Consider the following 23,379-nt stretch of genomic DNA (forward strand, 5'->3'; position numbering starts at 1 on the left):
CACAGCACAGCACCTGCACTCATCCCTAGGAGAACTCATGCGCAAAAAGTCCAGAAGAGTCGCGTTCGCCAGCGGTCTCGCCGTCCTGAGCATGGCCGCCCTCGCAGCCTGCAGCTCGGGCGGAGCAGCAACCACCCCTGCGGCCAGCGCCGCTGCCGGCGGAGTCGACCTGGCTGCGGCCGGTTGCCCCGCAAACGTCGTCATCCAGACCGACTGGAACCCGGAGGCCGAGCACGGCCACCTGTACGAACTGCTCGGCCCGAACCCGGTCATCGACGCGAACAAGAAGTCGGTCTCCGGCCCGCTGTACTCGAAGGGCGCCGCCACCGGCGTCAACGTCGAGATCCGCTCGGGTGGCCCGGCCATCGGCTTCCAGACCGTGACCAGCCAGCTGTACGCCGACCCCACCATCACCCTCGGCTACGTCACCACTGACGAGGCCGTGCAGCTCTCGGCAGACCAGCCCACCACGGCGGTCTTCGCTCCTCTCGACAAGACCCCGCTGATGATCATGTGGGACCCGGCGACCTACCCCGACGTCAAGACGATCGCCGACCTCGGCAAGACCGGCGCCATCGTCCGCTACTTCGGCGGATCGGCCTACATGGAGTATCTGATCAGCGCTGGCCTCCTGTCGAAGGACCAGACCGACGGCAGCTACGACGGCACCCCCGCCAGCTTCGTCGCCGACCAGGGCAAGGCCGGCCAGCAGGGCTTTGCCAGCGCTGAGCCGTACCAGTACCAGTATGAGGTCCCGGCCTGGGGCAAGGCTGTCGCCTACCAGACCCTCGCGGACGCCGGGTACCCGGTCTACGCTTCGGCGATGTCGGTGCGCACCGGTGACCTGAGCTCGATGTCGGGCTGCCTCAAGGCACTCGTGCCCGTGCTGCAGCAGGCGGAGGTCGACTACTTCGACAGCCCCGACGCGGTCAACACGCTGATCCTCGACCTGGTCACCCAGTTCAACACCGGCTGGGTCTACTCGCAGGGCATGGCCGACTACTCGGTCAAGACCCAGAAGGACCTCGGGCTCGTCGGCAACGGCGACAACAGCACCATCGGCGACATGGATGAGGCCAACGTGCAGAAGGTCATCGACGTCGACACCCCGATCTACGCAGCCGGAGGCAAGGCTGTGAAGTCGGGACTCGTCGCAGGTGACATCTTCACCAACGAGTTCATCGACACCTCCATCGGTCTGAAGTAGCCCTCCGATGACCACCACTCCGCCGGTGACCGCCGCACGCCTCCAGGGACGACGCATCGTGGTCACCGGCGGAGCCCGTGGGATCGGGGCATCCATCGCCGCCCGCTGCGCTGCAGAGGGTGCGGATGTCGCGATCCTCGACCTGCTCGAAGAACCCGGCCGCGCCACCGCCGCCGCCATCGGCGGCTCGTTCCATCGCGTCGATCTCTCCGACGAGGCAGACACCCGCACCGTTCTCACCGAGGCGATCGACACCCTCGGCGGCATCGACGTGCTCGTCAACAACGCGGGCATCCTGCGCTTCGCACCGTTGCTCGAGATCACCGCCGACGACTGGGACGCGATGTTCCGCATCAACACCCGCGCCATGCTCGTCACCACCCAGGTGGCGGCGAAACGGATGATCGACCAGCGCCGGCTCGCCCAGGACTCCGGCGCCCCAGCCCTGCCCGGCAAGGTCATCAACATGGCGAGCATGGGAGGCAAGACCGGCGGTGCCGGCCAGGCCCACTACGCCGCATCCAAGGCCGCCGTCATCGCGCTCACCCGTGTCACCGCCCTCGAACTCGGCTGCGAGGCGATAACCGCCAACTGCATCTGCCCCGGCTACGTGCTCACCGAGATGGGCGCGGCCACCCGCACCGAGGCCGACGTCGCCGAGTGGTCGAGCTACTCCCCGCTCGGCCGCCTCGCCCAGCCGGAGGATGTCGCCGGGGTCGCTGCGTTCCTGGCAAGCGCCGACGCTGACTACCTCACCGGCCAGGCCGTGAACGTCACCGGTGGCATGATCATGCACTGACCTGCACGCCGCGCCCGCCCACCCCGGTCATCCACTCTCGAATGCCTGCCCGCTCCACCACCGCAAGGAACGAAATGCCCCGCAACCTCGTCGAACTCTCCAGCCTCGCTGCCGTCGAAGCCCTCCGTCAGGACTCCGTCGTGGTGCTGCCGACGGGCGCCATCGAGCACCACGGCCCACACCTGCCGCTCTCCACCGACTTCCTCGTCGCCGAGGAGTCCGCGAAGGGTGCCGTCGAGCTCGCGAGCGCGAACGGGGTGAACGCCTGGCTCCTGCCCGGTCTCGCCTATACGAAGTCCGACGAGCACCACTGGGCGCCGGGAACGGTCTGGCTCAGCTGGGAGACGCTGATGCAGACGATCGTCGAGATCGGCGAGTCCATCGCCCAGACGCCCTGCACCAAGCTCGTCTTCTACAACGGCCACGGCGGCAACGTCGCCCTGCTGCAGGTCGCCTGCCGCGAGCTCCGCCGCCGTTTCGGGCTGCAGACCTTCCTCATCGGCGGACAGATGCCCGCGAACGGCGGGGCGAAGTCCGGCGAGACCGAGTCGGGCCTCGGCATCCACGGCGGCCACGTCGAGACGAGTGTGGTGCTCCACCTCCGCCCCGACCTCGTCGACATGAGCCTGGCCGTGCGGAGCGTGCCCGAGCACCTCCTCGACTACGACTACGTCGGTTTCGGCAAGCCCGTGAGCTTCGGTTGGGTCAGCAACGACTTCGCCGCCAGCGGTGTGATCGGCGACCCGACGACCGCCACGGCCGAGTTCGGCAAGGCGCATTTCGAGAACAACGTCACGCAGGCCGCGGCCGCCCTCGCCGAGATCGCCCGTTTCAGCCCCTCCGCTCCGCAGAAGCGCATCGGCTTCTCCGTATCCTGACCACACTCCACCTGAGGACCCCCGAATGACTTCCAACACCGACGCCCTGGCCACAGAGCTCCGCGAACTGCTCGGCGACAAGGCCGTCACCACCGAGCTGCGGGCCCGCGAGAAGGCTTCAATCGACGGCGCCTACCTCTCGCCCATCCTGATGGCCCAGTTGCCACTCGGTCTCGCCGATCTCGTCGTCTTCCCGACGAACGCCGAGCAGATCGCCACCGTCGTGGGCGCAGCCGTGCGCCACCACGTGCCCATCACTCCCCGAGGCAAGGGCACCGGCAACTACGGCCAGGGCATTCCGATGCAGGGCGGCGTCGTACTAGACATGTCGAAGGCCCGCGGAGTGGTCGAGGTCGGCGACGGATTCATCACGGTCGAGGCCGGAACCCCCATGGTCATGATCGAGCAGGCCGCGAATGCCGCGGGCCAGCAGATTCTGATGTACCCGTCCACCGCCCAGTCCTCGATCGGCGGCTTCCTGTCGGGTGGATCCGGTGGCACGGGCTCGATCAAGCACGGATCGAACCACACCGGCTTCGTGACGGCGCTCGACGTGGTGCACGCGGTTCCGGATGCCCAGCTCATCCACGTCGAAGGGGAGGCCGCAGAGCCGTACGTGCACACCTACGGCACCCTCGGCATCATCGCGCGCGCCACTCTCCAGCTCGAGCCCCTGCAGAACTGGCGCGGGCTCTACGCCAGCTTCGACACCTTCGAAGCGGCGCTCTCCGTCATCCGCGAGATCGGCGACCTCGAGCCGACCCCCCGCCTGGTTTCGGCCGACCTGCCCGTGCTCGCGAACGCCCTGCCCGACGACGCTGCGATCCCGAAGGACCGGTCGAGCCTCCGCGCGATCCTCGACGAGTCCACGATCGAAGCCGCCACTGCGCTGATCTTCGGCGCCGGCGGGCGCATCGAAGACGTCCGTGAGGGCCCGCAGGCCTCGATGAAGATCAGCATGCTCTCCTACAACCACCCCATCGAGTGGCTGCAGAAGAGCGACCCGGGAAAGTACTTCCACATCGAAGTCGCCGGCCACGCGCTCGTGGAACGCATCGACGAGGTGCACGCGGTATATAACGGAGGAATGCTCCACATCGAAGCCCAGCACGGCCGTCCCATCGGCATGCTCGCCGGCATCTACGAGAGCCCCGAGCAGGTCTACGCCGGCTTCGCCGCGCTCGAGGCCATCGGCGTCGGATCGCACAACCCGCACCACTGGGAGGTCGACCACGAGGTCGAGCGCACCCGCCGCCTCGCCCAGGACACCGACCCGGAGGGCCTGCTCAACCCGGGCAAGCTGCCGCCCGAGGGCGCCGAAGCGGTGGCGGGCGCGGGCAAGGTCACCTGATGGGCCCGTTCCACGACGAGCTCCTCGACTGGCTGCCGGGCAACGACGAGCCCATCCGTCCGCTCGTCGCGCTGTCGACCATCGGTCTCGACGGCTACCCCGACGTGCGCCACGTCTTGCTCAGCGAGTGGAGCGAAGAGGGGTTCTCCTTCCACACCGACTCGCGTTCCCGCAAGATCGCCGAGCTGACGGCGACGCCGCGCGCATCCTTCACCGTCGCCTGGCCCGAGCTCGGCCGCCAGCTCACCGTCACCGGCGACACCGAGCCTGCCGACGACGTGTCGAATGCACGCGTCTACGCCCACCGCGCGCCCTACCTGCAGGTTCTCGCGCATCTGAACGATCCCGCGTTCTCCCAGCTGGCTCTGGATGACCGGCTCACCCGCTGGGCGGACTTCACCACCGCGCACCGGCCCGGCACCCTCACGCCCCCGGAGACGTGGGCCGGCATCCTCCTCCGTCCGCGGCGCGTCACCCTCTGGCACGGCCGGCCCGACACCGCGAGCCAGCGCACCGAGTACTCCCTGGAGAAAGGCGGAACATGGAGCACCGTCATCCTTCCCGGCTAGTCTCCCGTGCGCACTCCCACCCCCTCGGAGATCTGGGCGAGCGCCTCGGCGAAGAACACCTCTCGGCCCCGCTCCGGCCCGCCCGACAGGTTGACGCCAACGACTCCGTCGATCGCCAGCAGTCCCCGGCTGAACTCGACCGCCGCCCGGATGCCTTCGGCGTACACATCGTCCGCGCCCAGGATGCGGTCGAGGTAGCCGTCGGGCAGCACCAGCGTGGTGAACGTCCTGAGCAACTCGGCGCTCCCGCGGTCGACGACGACGGGCACGCACGCGATGAAGCGCAGGCCGCCCCCGCCCGCGGCACCGCTCGACGGGCTCCGGCCACCCGCGCCGCCTGCATCCGGGCCGCTCGCATCCGGGCCGGCCACCCGCAGCCCCGCCTCCGCCTCGAGCCGTCGCACCTCCGCGATGAACCGAGCCACCGGCTCCACACCGCCGGCGTGGTTGACGAATGCGATCTCCGCCCCCGCCTTCTCCTTCTCGACGAGCCGCGCGGCCCGCTCCCCCACGGGAGGCGTGGCCGGAGACTCCCCCACAGAGACCAGGTGCCCGGCCGACCGGGCGAGCGCCGCGACGCGCGTCGAGTCGACGTCGAACACCGGCAGGGCATCCGGCCGACCACCGGTGAGTGTGTGGTCCCCTGTCACGCAGTGCACCGCCGCGACCCCGACGGCAGCCAGCCCGGCGAGCTCACCCTCGATCGCCACGCGGTTGCGGTCGCGACAGTTCACACCGCTCCACACCGGCAGACCGAGGCCCTGGATGAGCGCCGCCCGGTAGGTCGGAGAAAACTGCACCCGCTCCGCGCCGGAGTCACCCGCCAGCACCGCGTCGACCCGGCCCGCCAGCACCCCGGCGCACTCCTCGAGCGAGGCCACGTCGAGCGCCCGGGCCGGAAAGTCGGCCACGACGATCTGCCGCTCGCCGAGCAGCGCGCGCAGGGCGCTCGCGCCAACGCCCGCGACACGGCCATCCGCCAGGTCCTCGCCGTCCCCGCCACCGCGCGCCCCGTCCCCGCTGCCACGCGCGCCACCTGCGGCACTCACCGGGCCACCCCGCACATCCCCGTGCCAGCGCACCGTCGACGCATCGACGAACACGCACCGGTGCTCCGACACCTCGCAGCTGCCGTCGAATTCGACCCCGCCGCACGGCCCGTACTCCATCCGCTTCGGACACGTGAACTCCGCCAAGGCCAGGTTCGTCACACGCAGCACTCCCCTCGAAAGTCAGGTTGAGACACAAGCATTATGGCATCGCACTCCTCTTCTCCCTCCGCCTCCGACGCCTCGGACCGCCCTGAGTCCTACGACCTCGTTGTGCGCGCGCAACGCGCCTTCGTGGACGGTGCCTTCCGCCCAGCGGCACTCGTCATCCGCGACGGAATCATCCGGGCCGTCGCGGACATCGAGGCACCCTTCGACGCCACCGACGACCTGACCCTCCCCGACGACCAGGTGCTCATCCCGGGCATCGTCGACACCCACGTGCACGTGAACGAGCCCGGCCGCACCGACTGGGAGGGCTTCGCCAGTGCCACAAGGGCAGCGGCCGCCGGCGGTGTCACCACCATCATCGACATGCCGCTGAACAGCATCCCGCCGACGACGACACCGGAGGCCCTGGAACTGAAGCGCGCCGCGGCCGCCCGCCAGGCCACCGTGGACGTCGGGTTCTGGGGTGGCGCGATCCCGTCGAGCCTCGGCGGCCTCCGCGCCCTGCACGAGGCGGGCGTCTTCGGTTTCAAGGCCTTCCTATCCCCCTCCGGAGTGGACGAGTTCCCTCACCTCAGTACGGTCGAGCTCCACCAGGCCCTCGCCGAGCTCGCCGAATTCGACGGCCTCCTCATCGTGCACGCCGAGGATCCCCGTGTGCTCGCCGACCACGAGAACGCCGGCGGCACGGGCTATGACGCCTTCGTCGCAAGCCGCCCGGAGTCCTCAGAACTCACCGCGATCGAGCACGTCATCGAAGGGCTCCGGATGACCGGCGCACGCGCCCACATCCTGCACCTCTCGGCGGCCTCCGCCCTTCCCGCCATCCGGGCGGCAAAGGCAGAGGGCCTCCGCCTGACCGTGGAGACCTGCCCGCACTACCTCAGCTTCGCCGCGGAGGGTATCCCCGACGGTGCCACCCAGTACAAGTGCTGCCCGCCGATCCGCGACGAGAGCAACCGTGAGGCGCTCTGGCAGGCCCTGCTCGACGGGGACATCGATCTCATCGCCTCCGACCATTCCCCGAGCACCCGCGAGCTGAAACTCGCCCACGGCGGAGACTTCGGCCTGGCGTGGGGAGGGATCTCCGGCCTCCAGGTCAGTTTCCCGGCCGTCTGGAGCACCGCCCGCGCCCAGCAGATCCCCCTTGAACGAGTGCTCGAGTGGATGTGCGTCGGCACCTCCGCCCTCGTCGGACTCTCGCAGAAGGGAGTGCTGACGGCTGGCGCCGACGCCGACTTCGTCGCCTTCGCACCCGATGAGTCGTTCACCGTCGATGCAGACCACCTCGAGCATAAGAACAAGCTGACGGCTTTCGAGGGCAGCGAGCTGACCGGCGTCGTGCACGCCACTTGGTTGGCCGGCGCACCCGTGTTCTCCCTCGAACCGGTCGTCGACGCGGCCGGGCTCCGAGGGACCCTGCTCAACCCCGTCCTGATCAACGCGTCCTGATCCACTCCAAAGGAGACCCACCCGTGTCCATCGTTCTTGGCCCCAACCGTTACGGCAAAGCAGAGAGCCGTGTCGTTCGAATCTACCGCGACGAGGCGCGCCACGAGATTCGGGACATCAACGTCTCAACCGCTCTCCGCGGAGACTTCGCGGGCGCGCACCTGTTCGGCGACCAGTCGAAGATCCTCCCGACCGACAGCCAGAAGCAGACCGCCTACGCCTTTGCGAAGCAGAAGGGCATCGTCTCGATCGAGGACTACGGGATGACGCTCGGCACCCATCTCGTCGACACCGTCGAACACATCGACAGTGCCCGCGTCGAGATCGAGGAGTTCGCCTGGCAGCGGGTGCTCGTCGACGGCTCAGAGCACGACCACACCTGGATCCGGAAGGGCCAGGAGACCCGCACGGCGGCGATCACCGTCACCGGCCGCGGAGAGCACCGGGAGACGACCGTGATCGCCGGGTTCAAGGATCTCGTCATGCTGAAGTCCACCGGCTCCGAGTTCACCGGCTTCTACCAGGACCCATACACCGTGCTCGAGCCCACCAACGACCGCATCATGGCCACCTCACTCGTCGCTCAGTGGCGCTTCGTGGGAGCACCGTCGAGCTGGGAGTCGGCCTACACCGCCGTGAAACAGGTGCTCGTCTCGACGTTCGCAACGGTGCACTCGTTGGCGTTGCAGCAGACGCTCTACGAAATGGGCAGAGCCGTGTTGGAGGAGTTCGACTCCATCGTCGAGATCCGGTTCTCGGCGCCCAACAAGCACCACTTCCTCTACAACCTCGCACCCTTCGGTATCGAGAACAACAATGAGGTCTTCAATGCGGATGACCGGCCTTACGGCCTCATCCAGGCCACGGTGCTGCGGGACGACGTCGCACCTGCTCCTGCGGAGGCCTGGGACAGTTACACCGGACTCGTCTAGCACGCCCGCTCGGGCCAGTCGAAGGGCTGGCCCGACCGGCCCGTCAGAGGGCGTTAAACGAAAGAAGCCCAACCTGTTGAGGGTTGGGCTTCTTTCGTAATGTGGGTCCGGCGGTGTCCTACTCTCCCACAAGGTCTCCCTTGCAGTACCATCGGCGCTGAGAGTCTTAGCTTCCGGGTTCGGAATGTTGCCGGGCGTTTCCCTCTCGCTATGGCCGCCGAAACTCTAGGAACATACGGTGATGTTCTCAAGACTTTCGATGCTTCTAGCATCAGTGTTGAGTTGTGTCCCCCACGGGTGGGGGGTGTGTTGCCCCGACCGTATGTCGGGAACCACAGAGTGGACGCGATTGTCTTTGGTGCGCAGATCACTTTCAGCCACACCCGTTGCGGGGGTGGTGGTGTTTGTGAAGTTGTCGGCTTATTAGTACAGGTCAGCTCCACACCTCGTTAGTTGGTGCTTCCACATCCTGCCTATCAACCCAGTAGTCTCCTGGGAGCCTCTCACCACAAAGTGGTATGGAAATCTCATCTTGAAGCCGGCTTCCCGCTTAGATGCTTTCAGCGGTTATCCGTTCCGAACGTAGCTAATCAGCGGTGCACTTGGCAGTACAACTGACACACCAGAGGTTCGTCCATCCCGGTCCTCTCGTACTAGGGATAGCTCTCCTCAAATTTCCTGCGCGCGCAGAGGATAGGGACCGAACTGTCTCACGACGTTCTAAACCCAGCTCGCGTACCGCTTTAATGGGCGAACAGCCCAACCCTTGGGACCTACTCCAGCCCCAGGATGCGACGAGCCGACATCGAGGTGCCAAACCATGCCGTCGATATGGACTCTTGGGCAAGATCAGCCTGTTATCCCCGAGGTACCTTTTATCCGTTGAGCGACAGCGCTTCCACAAGCCACTGCCGGATCACTAGTCCCGACTTTCGTCCCTGCTCGACTTGTCAGTCTCACAGTCAAGCTCCCTTGTGCACTTACACTCGCCACCTGATTGCCAACCAGGTTGAGGGAACCTTTGGGCGCCTCCGTTACTCTTTAGGAGGCAACCGCCCCAGTTAAACTACCCACCATGCACTGTCCCAGAACCGGATTACGGTTCGTAGTTAGATATCCAGAGTGACCAGAGTGGTATTTCAACAATGACTCCACCAGCACTAGCGTGCCCGCTTCACAGTCTCCCACCTATCCTACACAAGCCACACCGAACACCAATACAAAGCTATAGTAAAGGTCACGGGGTCTTTCCGTCCTTCTGCGCGTAACGAGCATCTTTACTCGTAGTGCAATTTCGCCGAGTTCGCGGTTGAGACAGCTGGGAAGTCGTTACGCCATTCGTGCAGGTCGGAACTTACCCGACAAGGAATTTCGCTACCTTAGGATGGTTATAGTTACCACCGCCGTTTACTGGGGCTTAAATTCTGGGCTTCGCCTTGCGGCTAACTCTTCCTCTTAACCTTCCAGCACCGGGCAGGCGTCAGTCCGTATACATCGTCTTGCGACTTGGCACGGACCTGTGTTTTTAGTAAACAGTCGCTTCCCACTGGTCTCTGCGGCCCTGCACCGCTCCAGGAGTAAATCCCTTCACAGTTCGGGCCCCCCTTCTCCCGAAGTTACGGGGGCATTTTGCCGAGTTCCTTAACCACGATTCTCTCGATCTCCTTAGTATTCTCTACCTGATCACCTGAGTCGGTTTGGGGTACGGGCACATGGAACCTCGCGCCGATGCTTTTCTTGGCAGCAGACGATCACTGATTTCCCCACTGAAGGGTACCCATCGAGTCTCAGCCTTTAATGAGGGGCGGATTTGCCTACCCCTCGGCCTACATTCTTAGACCGGGACAACCATCGCCCGGCTCAGCTACGTTCCTGCGTCACACCTGTTAATACGCTAACCGCACCACCATAGGGTCACACGCTACGCCTGCACGCCTCACCCCGAAGGGATCGGTCTAACAGGTTTCAGATGTTTAGCATTAGTGGATTGGCTTGGACGGTTCTTCTGCGGTACGGGAATGTCAACCCGTTGTCCATCGACTACGCCTGTCGGCCTCGCCTTAGGTCCCGACTTACCCAGGGCGGATTAGCCTGGCCCTGGAAACCTTGATCTTTCGGAGGACGGGTTTCTCACCCGTCTTTCGCTACTCATGCCTGCATTCTCACTCGTGTGGCCTCCACGGCTGGTTTACACCGCCGCTTCGCTGGCCACACGACGCTCTCCTACCCATCCATACGGCTGGACCACAAAGGCCTGCCAAAAATATAAATGCCACAACTTCGGTGGCGTGCTTGAGCCCCGTTACATTGTCGGCGCGGAATCACTTGACCAGTGAGCTATTACGCACTCTTTCAAGGGTGGCTGCTTCTAAGCCAACCTCCTGGTTGTCTATGCAACTCCACATCCTTTCCCACTTAGCACGCGCTTAGGGACCTTAGATGGTGGTCTGGGTTGTTTCCCTCTCGACGATGAAGCTTATCCCCCACCGTCTCACTGCTGCGCTCTCACTTACCGGCATTCGGAGTTTGGCTAACGTCAGTAACCTTTTAGGGCCCATCGGCTATCCAGTAGCTCTACCTCCGGCAAGAAACACGCAACGCTGCACCTAAATGCATTTCGGAGAGAACCAGCTATCACGAAGTTTGATTGGCCTTTCACCCCTATCCACAGCTCATCCCCTCCATTTTCAACTGAAGTGGGTTCGGTCCTCCACGACGTCTTACCGTCGCTTCAACCTGGCCATGGATAGATCACTTCGCTTCGGGTCTAGAACCAGCGACTCATACGCTCTATTCGAACTCGCTTTCGCTACGCATTCCCCTCACGGGTTAAGCTCGCCACTGATCACTAACTCGCAGGCTCATTCTTCAAAAGGCACGCCGTCACACCAACAAAGGGCGCTCCGACGGCTTGTAAGCAAACGGTTTCAGGTACTATTTCACTCCCCTCCCGGGGTACTTTTCACCTTTCCCTCACGGTACTTGTTCACTATCGGTCATCTGGGAGTATTTAGGCTTATCAGGTGGTCCTGACAGATTCACGCGGGATTTCTCGGGCCCCGCGATACTTGGGATACTCTCCGAGCCATAACTACATTTCGACTACAGGGCTGGCACCTGCTACGGCTGGGCTTTCAATCCCATTCGTCTATATAGCGCTGTAACTCTCGCAGTACGGCAGTAACTGCTGGAAAGTCCCACAACCCCGAACATGCAACGCCTGCCGGCTATCACACATGAACGGTTTAGCCTGTTCCGGTTTCGCTCGCCACTACTCACGGAATCACTATTGTTTTCTCTTCCTGAGGGTACTGAGATGTTTCACTTCCCCTCGTTCCCTCTACCCGCCCTATATATTCAGGCGGGAGTCACCAGGTCACCCAAAGGGCCTGGCGGGGTTTCCCCATTCGGAGACCCTCGGATCACAGCTCTATTATCAGCTCCCCGAGGCTTATCGCAGATTTATACGTCCTTCTTCGGCTCCAGATGCCAAGGCATTCACCGTTTGCTCTTAAAAACTTCTCAAACAAAATTTGCACAACAAAGACCAATGTATGTCTGAAATAAATCAGACGAACATTGATTACCAGACAACAAAACCCCCACACCCCAAAAGGGTGCAAGTTCATTCGCGTCTGGAGATGCTCGCGTCCACTGTGTAGTTCTCAAAATACGGGCGGTACCCCAAACAATCCGAAACAAAGTCTCGAACCGAAATAAGGTCCAGAGTTCAACAGTCAACCCTCCCACCGTGAAACCACGACGAAAAGGCTGCCCGGTCCCTCAGGACCCAACAGCGTGCACAACACGGCCACTCGTTCCAACTGCGTTCCAAACCAGCCCCCGAAGGAACCCGTCGTACTAACAACCAGGCAAGCACTACGTGAATGTCAAATGTTCCACCCATGAGCGTCACCACCAGATAACTTCCGATGAAATGACTGTCACGGCGATTCCGCTGTATACAGACGGACCGTGAACGTGCTCCTTAGAAAGGAGGTGATCCAGCCGCACCTTCCGGTACGGCTACCTTGTTACGACTTAGTCCTAATCACCAATCCCACCTTAGACAGCTCCCTCCCGAAGGTTAGGCCACTGGCGTTGGGTGTTACCGACTTTCATGACTTGACGGGCGGTGTGTACAAGGCCCGGGAACGTATTCACCGCAGCGTTGCTGATCTGCGATTACTAGCGACTCCGACTTCATGAGGTCGAGTTGCAGACCTCAATCCGAACTGAGACCGGCTTTTTGGGATTCGCTCCACCTTACGGTATCGCAGCCCTTTGTACCGGCCATTGTAGCATGCGTGAAGCCCAAGACATAAGGGGCATGATGATTTGACGTCATCCCCACCTTCCTCCGAGTTGACCCCGGCAGTCTCCTATGAGTTCCCACCATAACGTGCTGGCAACATAGAACGAGGGTTGCGCTCGTTGCGGGACTTAACCCAACATCTCACGACACGAGCTGACGACAACCATGCACCACCTGTAAACGAGTGTCCAAAGAGTTGATCATTTCTGACCCGTTCTCGTTCATGTCAAGCCTTGGTAAGGTTCTTCGCGTTGCATCGAATTAATCCGCATGCTCCGCCGCTTGTGCGGGCCCCCGTCAATTCCTTTGAGTTTTAGCCTTGCGGCCGTACTCCCCAGGCGGGGAACTTAATGCGTTAGCTGCGACACAGAAACCGTGGAATGGTCCCTACATCTAGTTCCCAACGTTTACGGCATGGACTACCAGGGTATCTAATCCTGTTCGCTCCCCATGCTTTCGCTCCTCAGCGTCAGTTACGGCCCAGAGATCTGCCTTCGCCATCGGTGTTCCTCCTGATATCTGCGCATTCCACCGCTACACCAGGAATTCCAATCTCCCCTACCGCACTCTAGTCTGCCCGTACCCACTGCAGGCTGGAGGTTGAGCCTCCAGATTTCACAGCAGACGCGACAAACCGCCTACGAGCTCTTTACGCCCAATAATTCCGGACAACGCTTGCACCCTACGTATTACCGCGGCTGCTGGCACGTAGTTAGCCGGTGCTTTTTCTGCAAGTACCGTCAAACCGAAGTTCTTCTTCCTTACTAAAAGAGGTTTACAACCCGAAGGCCGTCATCCCTCACGCGGCGTTGCTGCATCAGGCTTTCGCCCATTGTGCAATATTCCCCACTGCTGCCTCCCGTAGGAGTCTGGGCCGTGTCTCAGTCCCAGTGTGGCCGGTCACCCTCTCAGGCCGGCTACCCGTCGTAGGCTTGGTGAGCCATTACCTCACCAACAACCTGATAGGCCGCGAGTCCATCCTTGACCAAAAAATCTTTCCACAACCAGAACAGGCGTTCAGTCGTCATATCCGGTATTAGACGTCGTTTCCAACGCTTATCCCAGAGTCAAGGGCAGGTTACTCACGTGTTACTCACCCGTTCGCCACTAATCCAAGATGCAAGCACCTCTTCATCGTTCGACTTGCATGTGTTAAGCACGCCGCCAGCGTTCGTCCTGAGCCAGGATCAAACTCTCCGTAAATGCTTACGCGCCAACCAACAAACGGGAATCGAATGCTAATTGACAAGTTTGATGCTGACAGAACAAATCATTACTGACTTGCTTGTCCGTGAACCCCTCCAAAGAGAAGCCCACTAATTTCATTTCCCAAAGGAACCCGGACCACCAAAAGTGGCCACGGGGATTTGGCATTTGACAATGTGCACGCTGTTGAGTTCTCAAAGATCGGACGCTCCCGAGCCGATCCGATTCTCAGAACCAGACCCTGTTCGGGGCAACTTCACTACCTTAGCACTTCCCGCCGCGGTGTCAAATCGTCATTCTTCGCTGCAACCGAAGTCGCCAAAAGAACCTGAACTGACTGTTGCGGGAGTGGTTTTACATCATACGCTTCAGCCGCAGAAATACCCTAGGGAATTTGTGTGACTGAGGTGGGATGGCCCCCACTTGAGGCCCAGAAGCACTTCGGCTTTCCGGCACCTTTGGGGTGACGAGTAGTTACATTACGGAGGTCTTGGCGAGAATGCAAATCGGCTCGCGGACCCCCGGAAACAGGCCTCAGCTGCCCCGGTAGGTCGAGTACGCGAACGGGCTGAGCAGAAGCGGGATGTGGTAGTGCTCACCTTCTTCAGCAAGCACGAATGCCACCGACACAGATGGGTAGAAGACGGGCTGCCCGGTCGCTTCGAAGTAGGCGGCGGTATCGAAGCCCACTCGATAGGTGCCGGTCGGCAGCGCGACCGGACCGAGTGCGGCCACGCGGCCGTCATCGTCCGTCACGGCGGAAGCGACGAGCATCCAGTCGCCGTCGACTGCGCGCTCGAGGGTGACAGGCACTCCCGCAGCGGGGCGACCGAGCGTGGAATCGAGCACGTGAGACGTGATGTGGCTGCGTGTCACGACAGTGTCTCCAAGGAGGATTCGAGGCGGAGCAGCGCGATGTCCGCGAGCTCGGAGCCGACGATGGCGATGTCTTCAGAGTCGTCGAGCTGCATCCGGCGCTGGAGCTCGACGAGGATCTCCGCCCGGGAACGCCCCTTCGCCCTGATCAGGAAGACTCGGTCGAACCGGCGCTCGTACTCCGCGTTGCCAGAGGCGATGGCGGCATTCACGACGACGTCGTCGGAGTCTGAGGAGGCCTGTTCACCCCGCGAGAAGCTCTGCGCGGCACCCTCCCCGACCGGCGTCTCGCCGATACGCGGATGCTCGGCAAGAGCCTCGGCGATTTCATCGGGCGTAAGCGGGGTGGCAGCACGTCGGGCCGTCTGCAACAGCGCCTCGCGTGAGTTGTAGGGTGCGGCATCCACCAGCTCGTCGACCCAGCGCGGAACCGCGAGGCACGGAATGAGCAGTTCGCGGAGCTCAGACGCTTGCAGGTTCAGCAGGGTGACCTCCTGGTCGACAGACGGTAACCCAAGCTTAGGGCGGAGCGGGGCCTTCACGCCGACGACTCGGCAGTCACCCGCGCTGAGAGGGCACTCACGCCTACGATGAACGGGTGAGTGACGAATCGCGGGTGGCCGGGCTTCTTCTCGCCGCGGGTGCCGGCAGCCGAATGGGCGGACCGAAGGCGCTGGTGCGCGCGGCATCGGGGGAACCCTGGGTCGTGCGCGGCGCCCGGGTACTGCTCGATTCCGGATGCTCACCGGTGGTCGTGGTCGTCGGAGCGGGCGCGGACGAGGTTGCGCCGCTTCTCGACAGAGCCTTCAGCGGTGAGCCCCGACTGATCGTCCGCCGGGCTGAGCGCTGGGACGAGGGTATGTCTGCTTCGCTCCGGGCCGGTCTCGCAGCTCTTTCGCCCGAGCAGCTCGATGCGGTGATCGTCACACTGGTGGACACTCCGTCCCTCCGAGCCGAGACCGTGGGACGAATCCGCGCAGCAGGAACCGTGGATGCGCCGGAAGACGCTCTGGTGCAGGCGACGTTCGGGGGGCGTCCCGGGCATCCGGTGCTGCTCGGAAGATCGCACTGGACCGCACTGGCCGAGGTGCTTCGGGGGGACTCGGGCGCCAAGGACTATCTGCGTTCGCACGGCGCCTGCCGGGTCGAGTGCGGCGACCTCGAGTCGGGAGAAGATGTCGACACCGTCCATGATCTGAGTATTGCTCGGGAATGAGCTAAGGTGTGGGGATGATTCCCCCATCCCGCCGCACACGCCGCCTCCGCGGCATGCTCGGCGGACTGGTCGGCCTCGGTGTGTTGGGCGTCGTCGCCGGGGTGCTCGTCACGGCCATGGTCGCGCCGGTCATCGCCGTGGCCGGCGTCGCCGCGCAGAGCACCATCGGGGTCTTCGAGAACCTGCCGGACTACATCCGCCCCGACGCGCTGTCGCAGACGTCGAGTGTGTATGGGCGGAATCCCGACGGAACAGAGGTTCTGCTCGCCTCGTTCTTCGAGCAGAACCGGCAGAGCGTCGGCTGGGACGACATCTCGCTGTACGTCAAAGACGCCATCGTCTCAACGGAGGATCCGCGGTTCTATGTGCACGGCGGTGTGGATGTGCAGTCCACCGCCCGGGCGCTGTTCTCGAACTTCTTCGCCGCGTCGATCCAGAGCGGCGCATCGACGATCTCCCAGCAGTACGTCAAGAACATCCGCGTGCAGCGGGCCGAAGCGCTGCCCGATCCGGTCGCGCGGCAGGCCGCGTACGACGAGGCAACCGCCAGCACACCCGCACGGAAGCTTCAGGAGGCGAAGCTCGCCATCGGCCTGGAGAAGGAGTTCAGCAAAGACGACATCCTGCTGGGCTACCTGAACATCGCCCTGTTCGGCGGCCGGGTCTACGGCATCCAGGCGGCGTCCGAGTACTACTTCGGCGTGAGTGCCCGCGACCTGACGCTCCCGCAGGCGGCGAGCCTCGCGGCGATCGTCAACGAACCGGAGGCCCTGCGGATCGACCTGGACGCCGAGCACACCGCCGAGAACAAAGCCCGCCGCGACAAGGACATCCTCGCGTCGATGCTCAAGGAGCACGCGATCACGCCTCAGCAGTTCGACGAGGCGGTCGCGACGCCGGTGGAGGCGCACATCACCCAGCCGTCGACGGGATGCCAGACGGCGATCGACGGAGCCGGCTTCGCCTGCGATTTCGTGCGGAAGATCATCGAGCACGATCCGGCCTTCGGCGCCACAGACGAAGAACGCTCGCACCGGCTGAACACCGGTGGCTACCGCATCCACACGACCCTCGACATGCGGTTGCAGAAACAGGCCGACGACACGACGAAGTACTACGTGCCCTACTCGACCGACGCGCTCGACCTCGGGAGCGTCATCGTCACCGTGGAACCGGGAACCGGGCGCGTCACCTCGATGGCGCAGAACAAGAACTTCAGCGAGGCTCCCGATGCCGGTCCCGATGCGACGTCGGTCAACTACGCGACCGACGCAGACTACGGAGGCTCGACCGGCTTCCCTGTCGGGTCGACGTACAAACTCTTCACGCTGATCAACTGGCTCCAGACCGGTCACTCGCTCGGCGACATCGTGAACGGGTCGAACAACCAGAAGTTCGCCAAGTCGAGCTTCCGCAACTGCAACGGCCAGGACGGGGGTGGCTACTACACCTCCGGAAACGATGCCGGCGAGGCAGGTGGGCGGGCGGCCGTGCTAACGCAGTTCGAGGAGTCGGTGAACAACGCCTTCATCGCGATGTCCCAGCAGTTGGAGGCCTGCGACATCCGTGACGTCGCGCAATCGCTCGGCGTGCATCGCGCGGACGGACAGGCCCTCCAGACGAACATCACGGCTGTGCTGGGCACGAACGAGATCGCCCCGCTCGCCATGGCGGCGGCGTTCGCCGGGGTGATCAACAAGGGCGTCTTCTGCAGCCCCGTCGCGATCGACAGCATCACCGATGCGAATGGAGCGGCCGTGGAGGTGCCGAAGTCGACGTGCACACAGGCGATCGACCCGAGCGTTGCGGTGGCGGCGACCTACGCGATGCAGGGTGTGATCACCGACGGCACGGCGAAGCCGGGGAACCCCCGCGACGGAACCGCGCACGCGGGAAAGACCGGTACTTCCGACAACGAGGAGAGTGTCTGGCTCGTGGGCGGCACCACGAAGCTGGTGACGGCGGCGTGGACCGGGAATGTGTCCGGGCATGTCTCGATCCGGAACACAACCATCTATGGTCCAGGGAGCGGCGGGATCAAAAACGGCGTAACCCGAATGCTGATGTGGCGCGACTTCTACCGCGACACGGGAGACAGCTACGGCGGCGACGACTTCCCGACGCCAGACCGCAGCCTGCGCGTGGGCCAGTCGGCCACGGTTCCCGACGTGTCGGGGATGTCGGTGAAAGCGGCGGTCGACGCCCTGAACAACGCGGGTTTCACCGGAACCGAAGGCTCAGCTGTCGATTCGACGAGGCCGCAGGGTGAGGTCGTGGGGTCGGATCCGCCGTCGGGGAGCAGCACGACGAAGGGATCCGACGTCGCGGTGTTCCCGAGCAACGGACAACTGTCGGTCTTGCCGAACGTGGTGGGGCGAACAGTTGCGAGCGCCATCGGCGCCCTGAGCGGGTGGAAGGTGTCGCAGTCGGCCAGCCCCGACCCGAACTGCGCGAGCGACACGATCGTCGGGCAGTCCCCGGGGCCCGGAGAGGTGAATCGCACGACAGCGACCGTCGCCCTGACGGTGTGCCCGCGCAAGTGAGGAAGCCCGGAAGCGCCCGGGCAGAGGGCAGCCGGGGAAGGAGGGCAGCCGGATCAGGCGGGCGGTTCGAGTTCGTCGAGACCGCTGTAGAGGCGGTTGATCGAGGCGATGCGCGTGCGGCTTCCGCGGGCGGCGACCGCCAGGCTCTCCGTCGCGAGCAGAGCGACGAGGCTGTTGGCGGCGGCGTAGCTGTCCACCGCGAGCACGCTGTCGACGGGGCACTCGAGATACAAGGCGACACGGTCGGCGTGACGCCGTGCCGAGGGGTCGGCGAGCAGCACGATCGGGACCGACAGGGTGGTGGCAGCATCGAGAATCCGGCCGAAACCGCTGGGGCGCCGGCGGAAGCCGACGAGAACGACCGCATCGTTCGCCGTCAGTCCCGCAAGCTCCTCACCGATCGACTGGCCCGGTGCTGGCGCGAGACGCACGTCGGTCAGCCCGAGCACCAACTGCTGCCGGAGATGCAGGGCGAGCGGGTAGGAGTTGCGGAGACCGATGACCACGACGCGGCGGGCGCGGGCGATGAGGCCGGCCGCTTCCGTCAGGCGTCCGTCGGAGACGGTGGCGAGCATCGCGCGGAGGTTCGACTGCTCCTGGGCGAGGTGTGCGTCGACCGCCGACGAGCGCTGCGGGTCGAGAGTGATACCGCCGAGCGGCACACCCTGGCTGCGGAGAGCCCTGGCGTGGTCGCGAACCTCCTGGGCGTCCGCGAACCCGAGGCTCCGGAAGAGACGGCTGACCGTGGCCTTCGAGACTCCGCTCAACCGGGCGAGTTCGCTGGCGTTGTAGAGGGCGAGATCGTCGAGATGGTCGAGGATGACGTCGGCCGCCCGTTGCTCCTGCGGGGAGAGTTCGGCGTAGTTCTCGTCGATGCGCTGGCCGATGGGCGCGGCGGCGGCCGGGCTGGCGGGGGCGGCCGGGGTGGCGGGGGTGGCCGTGGCGGTCGACTGCGGCATCACGCCTCCGTGCCCGGCGTGGCCGGGGCGGAGGTTGCCGCGACGGGGGCCGACGGGGCAGCGGGCCCGTCAGCCAGCTCGGGTGTGGCCGCGACGAGGGCGAGCACGGCGGCCTCGAACGCGTCGGTCGCCGCCGCGACATCCGCCGCCAGCACGTGCTCGTCGGGGTGGTGGCTCACGCCGCCGCGGCACCGGATGAACAGCATGGCGATGTCGGTGACGTCGGCGACGGCCATCCCGTCGTGGCCGGCCCGGCTGAGGAGGAGCATCGGCTCGATGTTCCCGGTGCTGGCGATTCCGGCCGCGATGGCGTCCCGCAGCCGCGGACTGCACGCGACAGCGGGTGCATTGTGCGTCTGCCGCGTCTCAACGGTGAGGCCGCGAGACTCGCAGATCGAGGTCATGTCGGTGCTGATCTGCTGCCAGACCCGGTCCCGGTCGGCGTCGGACTCGGCCCGCAGATCCAGGCTCAGCTCGACCCGCCCGGGGATGACGTTGACCGCGTTCGGAAAGACGTCGAGGTGTCCGACGGTGGCGATGAGCCCTGCATCCCGCGCCGTGCGTTCGATGAGCATGACGATCTCCGCCGCTCCGGCGAGCGCATCGTGCCGGCGGTCGAACGGTGTGCCGGAGTGACCGGCGTGGCCGTTCACGGTGATGGCGAAGCGGCGGGCACCGGCGATCGAGGAGACGATGCCGAGAGCATGGCCGGCCTCCTCGAGGTAGGGGCCCTGCTCGATGTGCGCCTCGAGGTAGCCGACGAGCTCGCGCGGCTGACGGGCCGCCGCTCCGAGGAGGGACGGGTCGAGCCCGAAGGCCGTGTAGGCATCGCGGAGGGTGACTCCGTGTTCGTCGACCAGGTCGAGCCAGGCGGGATCGCTGGTTCCGGCGAGCGCTCGACTTCCGAGGAGGGCGCGGCCGAACCGGGTTCCCTCCTCGTCTCCGAACGCCACGACTTCGAGTGCGAACGGGAGGTCGATGCCGCTGGCATGGATGCGGTCCACCGCCGCGATGGCGATGAGCACGCCGAGGATTCCGTCGTACCGTCCGGCGGAGGGAACCGTGTCGAGGTGGGAGCCGAGCAGCAGCGCCGGCAGGCCCGGAGTGCGTCCTTCGAGGCGACCGCACTGGTTGCCCGCGGCATCCTGCCACGTGCGCATGCCGGCTTCGATCATCCACTCTGCGGCGAGCGCGTTGACGGCGCGGTGCTCCTCGGTGAGGTAGACGCGGCTGATCAGGCCGCCCGGCAGGGTGCTGTAGGTGGCGAGCTCGTCGCAGCGCGCGAGGAGGGAGAGCGCGCCGGTGCGGTCGAGGGTCGCGGGACCGCCGCCGGAGGATGCTGTCACAGGCCGGCCCGCTCGAGGTCGGCCAGCTCCGCCTCGCGCACGTCGGCGCCCGCAGCCTCACCGGCATTCGCGCCCGCAGCCTCGTCGGCGTAGAAGTCGTAGGCTGCGCCCACTCCGCCACCGGCCGTCACGGATGCGCCCGCCCGCCGCAGCACCTGTTCGAACGCGGCGAGGGTGGTGAGCACCGTGTCTTTCCGCGCGTTGTACCCCATGGTTCCGATGCGCCAGACCTTCCCATGCAGCGGGCCGAAGGAGGTGCCGATCTCGATGCCGAAGTCGTCGAGCAGCTCGCCGCGCACCGCGTCTCCGGAGACCGCGTCCGGGATGTACACCGCCGTCACGTTGTTCATCTTGTGCGACACGTCGCCGAAGATCTCGAGCCCGAGGCCCCTGAGGCCTTCGAGCATGGCTCCCCCGTGCATCCGGTGACGTTCCACCGCGTTGTCGATGCCCTCGTCGACGAGCAGGCGGGCGCATTCCCGCGACCCGTAGAGCATCGAGGTGGCCTCGGTGTGGTGGTTCAGCCGCTTGGAACCCCAGTAGTCGAAGATCATGGCCAGATCGAAGTAGTTCGAGCGGATGGGTGTCGCGCGTACCTCGTCACCGTCCGAACGGATGCCCGCCTCGATGCTCTTGCGTGCATTGATGAGCTCGACGGCGCGGGGCGAGAACGTCGCCGGGGCCGATCCGCTGGGCCCGGCGAGGCACTTCTGGAGGCCCGCAGTGACCGCGTCGAGACCCCAGGCATCGGTCTCGAAGGTGTTGCCGGCGAGGGAGGCCGTGACATCCGTGTAGAAGATGACACCGTGTTCGCGGCAGATCGCGCCGAGTTCGTCGAGGGGCTGGGCCATGGTGGTCGAGGTGTCGCCGTGCACGACGGCGAGGATCTTCGGTTCCGTCTCGATGACGGCCTGCTCGATCTGCTCGGGCGTGAACACGGTGCCCCACTCGGCCTCCCGCACGTGCACCTCGGCACCCGAGCGCTCCGCGATCTCGCGGAGGAGATGACCGAACCGCCCGAAGACCGGCACCAGCACGCGGTCACCCGGCTCGATCATGCTGACGAGAGCGGCTTCGATGCCGGCGCGGGACGTGCCGTCGATGAGGAGCGTCTGCTCGTTCGCGGTGCGGAAGACCTCGCGGTAGAGCCCCATCGTCTCGGTCATGTACGCGGTCATCGCCGGGTCGTACTGGCCGAGGAGCTGGGCGGACATCGCGCGGAGCACCCGCGGGTCGGCGTTGATCGGGCCCGGGCCCATCAGGAGGCGCGACGGGGGGTTGATGGGCTGGCTGGTGATGGTGTGCTCCTTGCGCGCTACGGATGTCTCTGAGTCAAGTGTTTCAGATCACCAGTATATGCAACAAGTGTTTCAGGCATGTTGCGGGAGCGGGCGGCGGCTCAGCGAGGAGGCACACCCGCGAAGTCGGCGACCCGGATGCGGGCGTGCACGCCCTTCACGATGTCGACGACCTGGGAGATGTTGAAGTCGGTGGCCGCACTGAGGTAGGCGTAGGCGAGGTGCGGCTCCATCCCGTAGCGGGCCCCGAGCAGTGAGATGGCCGCCCGCACGCAGTGCTGAACCGCCTCGTCGAGATCGAGGCTCATGCCGGTGGGCACGAGGAACTCCCGGGTCTCGGCGAGCGGACCGACCAGAGCGCCGAACTGCCGCAGGGCATCCGCCTGGCTGAGCAGTTCGAAACGCACGGTGACGCGGAGCGAAGCCTCCATCGCGGTGAGCGCGACCTCGCCGTCGCCCTGCGCGAAGTGCGGGTCACCCACGTAGGCCAGGGCACCTGCCACCTGAACCGGCAGGTAGAGCGAGTTGCCCGCGGTCAGCAGATTGATGTCGATGTTGCCGCCGTGGGCGCCGGGCGGCACGGAGTGCGGGCGGGTGTCGCCCGAGACGGCAACGCCCATGATGCCGAGGAACGGGGCCAGCGGGAAGCGCACGACGTTCGGGCCTCCCGGGGTGACAGGCAGAACGCCGACCCGGCGGCCATCCGGATCTTCGTCGACCGACGAGAACACGCTCACGGTTCCGAGGCTCGCCGGGTACTCACCGGGCAGGGCGCCCTTGCTGTGCCGGTTCGAGATGACGCCGTACGGAACCCGGGGCAGCGCCTCGACGAGCGTCATCTTCAGCAGGTCACCGGGCTTCGCCCCGCGCACCCGGATGGGGCCGGTGACGACGTGCGGGCCGTCGGCCGCCCGGTCGCGCGGATAGTCCGACGCGGCGATGGCGATCGCGTCGTCGAGGACGTGGTGCCGGTCGACCCCGTGGCCGGCGAAGTAGCGCAGTGGGTCACGGCCCTGGTCTTCGAGGATGCCCTCGTGGCTGAGCGTGTCGATCGTGACCTCGTCGCCCGACTCGACCTCGAGCACGGCCTCGTCGGAGGCACACGGCAGACGACCCCAGAGCACATTCCGGCCCGTGGCAGGCAGATAGTGTTGGGAGCGAATCGCGCCGGCGCCCGGCTGGAGCGGGTCAAAGTGCATCTTCTACTGCCTTTCG

Annotated in this window: 16 protein-coding genes and 3 rRNA genes; 9 read left to right on the forward strand and 10 right to left on the reverse strand. The window is 64.9% G+C overall.

Annotated features, from left to right (window positions below):
• Positions 1 to 37: 37 nt before the first annotated feature.
• The 5 genes from FB464_RS09430 to FB464_RS09450 all read left to right on the forward strand — a co-directional run bounded on the left by FB464_RS09430 (position 38) and on the right by FB464_RS09450 (position 4,804).
• Positions 38 to 1,207 carry a substrate-binding domain-containing protein gene (locus FB464_RS09430; RefSeq protein ID WP_116414092.1) on the forward strand — a complete coding sequence of 390 codons (1,170 nt, stop codon included), beginning with the start codon at positions 38 to 40 and terminating at the stop codon, positions 1,205 to 1,207.
• A gap of 7 nt (positions 1,208 to 1,214) precedes the next feature.
• Positions 1,215 to 2,006: an SDR family NAD(P)-dependent oxidoreductase gene (locus tag FB464_RS09435; RefSeq protein ID WP_116414091.1), complete on the forward strand. Its 792-nt coding sequence runs from the start codon at positions 1,215 to 1,217 to the stop codon at positions 2,004 to 2,006.
• A gap of 74 nt (positions 2,007 to 2,080) precedes the next feature.
• Positions 2,081 to 2,884: a creatininase family protein gene (locus FB464_RS09440; protein WP_116414090.1), complete on the forward strand. Its 804-nt coding sequence runs from the start codon at positions 2,081 to 2,083 to the stop codon at positions 2,882 to 2,884.
• A gap of 25 nt (positions 2,885 to 2,909) precedes the next feature.
• Positions 2,910 to 4,235, forward strand: a complete 1,326-nt coding sequence (locus FB464_RS09445) for an FAD-binding oxidoreductase (protein ID WP_116414089.1) — start codon at positions 2,910 to 2,912, stop codon at positions 4,233 to 4,235.
• Positions 4,235 to 4,804, forward strand: a complete 570-nt coding sequence (locus FB464_RS09450) for a pyridoxamine 5'-phosphate oxidase family protein (RefSeq protein ID WP_116414088.1) — start codon at positions 4,235 to 4,237, stop codon at positions 4,802 to 4,804. Before FB464_RS09445 ends, FB464_RS09450 begins: the two co-directional genes overlap by 1 nt.
• Here the strand turns inward: FB464_RS09450 and FB464_RS09455 are convergent.
• Positions 4,801 to 6,015: a methylenetetrahydrofolate reductase C-terminal domain-containing protein gene (locus FB464_RS09455; protein WP_142206657.1), complete on the reverse strand. Its 1,215-nt coding sequence runs from the start codon at positions 6,013 to 6,015 to the stop codon at positions 4,801 to 4,803. The genes FB464_RS09450 and FB464_RS09455 overlap by 4 nt on opposite strands.
• A 42-nt stretch (positions 6,016 to 6,057) precedes the next feature.
• Between FB464_RS09455 and allB the strand changes: the two genes are divergently transcribed.
• Positions 6,058 to 7,473 (forward strand): allantoinase AllB, encoded by a 1,416-nt coding sequence (gene allB / locus FB464_RS09460; protein WP_116414086.1) that lies wholly within the window; start codon positions 6,058 to 6,060, stop codon positions 7,471 to 7,473.
• A 23-nt stretch (positions 7,474 to 7,496) separates the two neighbouring features.
• A complete protein-coding gene (gene pucL, locus FB464_RS09465) occupies positions 7,497 to 8,405 on the forward strand; it encodes a factor-independent urate hydroxylase (protein WP_116414085.1) in 909 nt (302 codons plus the stop codon).
• Positions 8,406 to 8,510: 105 nt separating this feature from the next.
• Here the strand turns inward: pucL and rrf are convergent.
• The 5 genes from rrf to uraD form a co-directional block, all read right to left on the reverse strand.
• Positions 8,511 to 8,627 (reverse strand): 5S ribosomal RNA (gene rrf, locus FB464_RS09470).
• A gap of 181 nt (positions 8,628 to 8,808) precedes the next feature.
• Positions 8,809 to 11,930: ribosomal RNA gene (locus FB464_RS09475) — 23S ribosomal RNA — on the reverse strand.
• Between the two features lie 467 nt (positions 11,931 to 12,397).
• Positions 12,398 to 13,923 (reverse strand): 16S ribosomal RNA (locus FB464_RS09480).
• Together the 16S, 23S and 5S rRNA genes form the textbook arrangement of a ribosomal RNA operon.
• 537 nt (positions 13,924 to 14,460) lie before the next feature.
• Complete coding sequence (gene uraH, locus FB464_RS09485) at positions 14,461 to 14,802, reverse strand: hydroxyisourate hydrolase (protein ID WP_211327316.1); 342 nt, start codon at positions 14,800 to 14,802, stop codon at positions 14,461 to 14,463.
• Entirely contained in the window at positions 14,799 to 15,344 is a 546-nt protein-coding gene (uraD, locus tag FB464_RS09490) for a 2-oxo-4-hydroxy-4-carboxy-5-ureidoimidazoline decarboxylase (RefSeq protein ID WP_246092997.1), read from the reverse strand. The genes uraH and uraD overlap by 4 nt, the downstream gene beginning before the upstream one ends.
• Before the next feature lie 56 nt (positions 15,345 to 15,400).
• Between uraD and FB464_RS09495 the strand changes: the two genes are divergently transcribed.
• Both FB464_RS09495 and FB464_RS09500 read left to right on the forward strand, forming a co-directional pair.
• The gene (locus FB464_RS09495) at positions 15,401 to 16,018 is read left to right on the forward strand and encodes a nucleotidyltransferase family protein (protein ID WP_246092998.1); all 618 of its coding nucleotides are present in this window, start codon (positions 15,401 to 15,403) and stop codon (positions 16,016 to 16,018) included.
• A gap of 14 nt (positions 16,019 to 16,032) precedes the next feature.
• The gene (locus FB464_RS09500) at positions 16,033 to 18,561 is read left to right on the forward strand and encodes a transglycosylase domain-containing protein (RefSeq protein WP_116414083.1); all 2,529 of its coding nucleotides are present in this window, start codon (positions 16,033 to 16,035) and stop codon (positions 18,559 to 18,561) included.
• Positions 18,562 to 18,614: 53 nt separating this feature from the next.
• Here FB464_RS09500 and FB464_RS09505 read toward each other — a convergent pair whose 3' ends face one another.
• The 4 genes from FB464_RS09505 to FB464_RS09520 form a co-directional block, all read right to left on the reverse strand.
• Positions 18,615 to 19,520 carry a MurR/RpiR family transcriptional regulator gene (locus FB464_RS09505; RefSeq protein ID WP_116414082.1) on the reverse strand — a complete coding sequence of 302 codons (906 nt, stop codon included), beginning with the start codon at positions 19,518 to 19,520 and terminating at the stop codon, positions 18,615 to 18,617.
• Positions 19,520 to 20,866 (reverse strand): allantoate amidohydrolase, encoded by a 1,347-nt coding sequence (locus FB464_RS09510; protein WP_116414081.1) that lies wholly within the window; start codon positions 20,864 to 20,866, stop codon positions 19,520 to 19,522. Before FB464_RS09510 ends, FB464_RS09505 begins: the two co-directional genes overlap by 1 nt.
• Positions 20,863 to 22,125: a pyridoxal-phosphate-dependent aminotransferase family protein gene (locus FB464_RS09515; protein WP_116414080.1), complete on the reverse strand. Its 1,263-nt coding sequence runs from the start codon at positions 22,123 to 22,125 to the stop codon at positions 20,863 to 20,865. Before FB464_RS09515 ends, FB464_RS09510 begins: the two co-directional genes overlap by 4 nt.
• Positions 22,126 to 22,265: 140 nt before the next feature.
• The gene (locus FB464_RS09520; protein WP_116414079.1) at positions 22,266 to 23,363 is read right to left on the reverse strand and encodes an acetamidase/formamidase family protein; all 1,098 of its coding nucleotides are present in this window, start codon (positions 23,361 to 23,363) and stop codon (positions 22,266 to 22,268) included.
• Positions 23,364 to 23,379 lie beyond the last annotated feature (16 nt).

It is taken from the genome of Subtercola boreus (genome assembly GCF_006716115.1).
GTDB lineage: Bacteria > Actinomycetota > Actinomycetes > Actinomycetales > Microbacteriaceae > Subtercola > Subtercola boreus.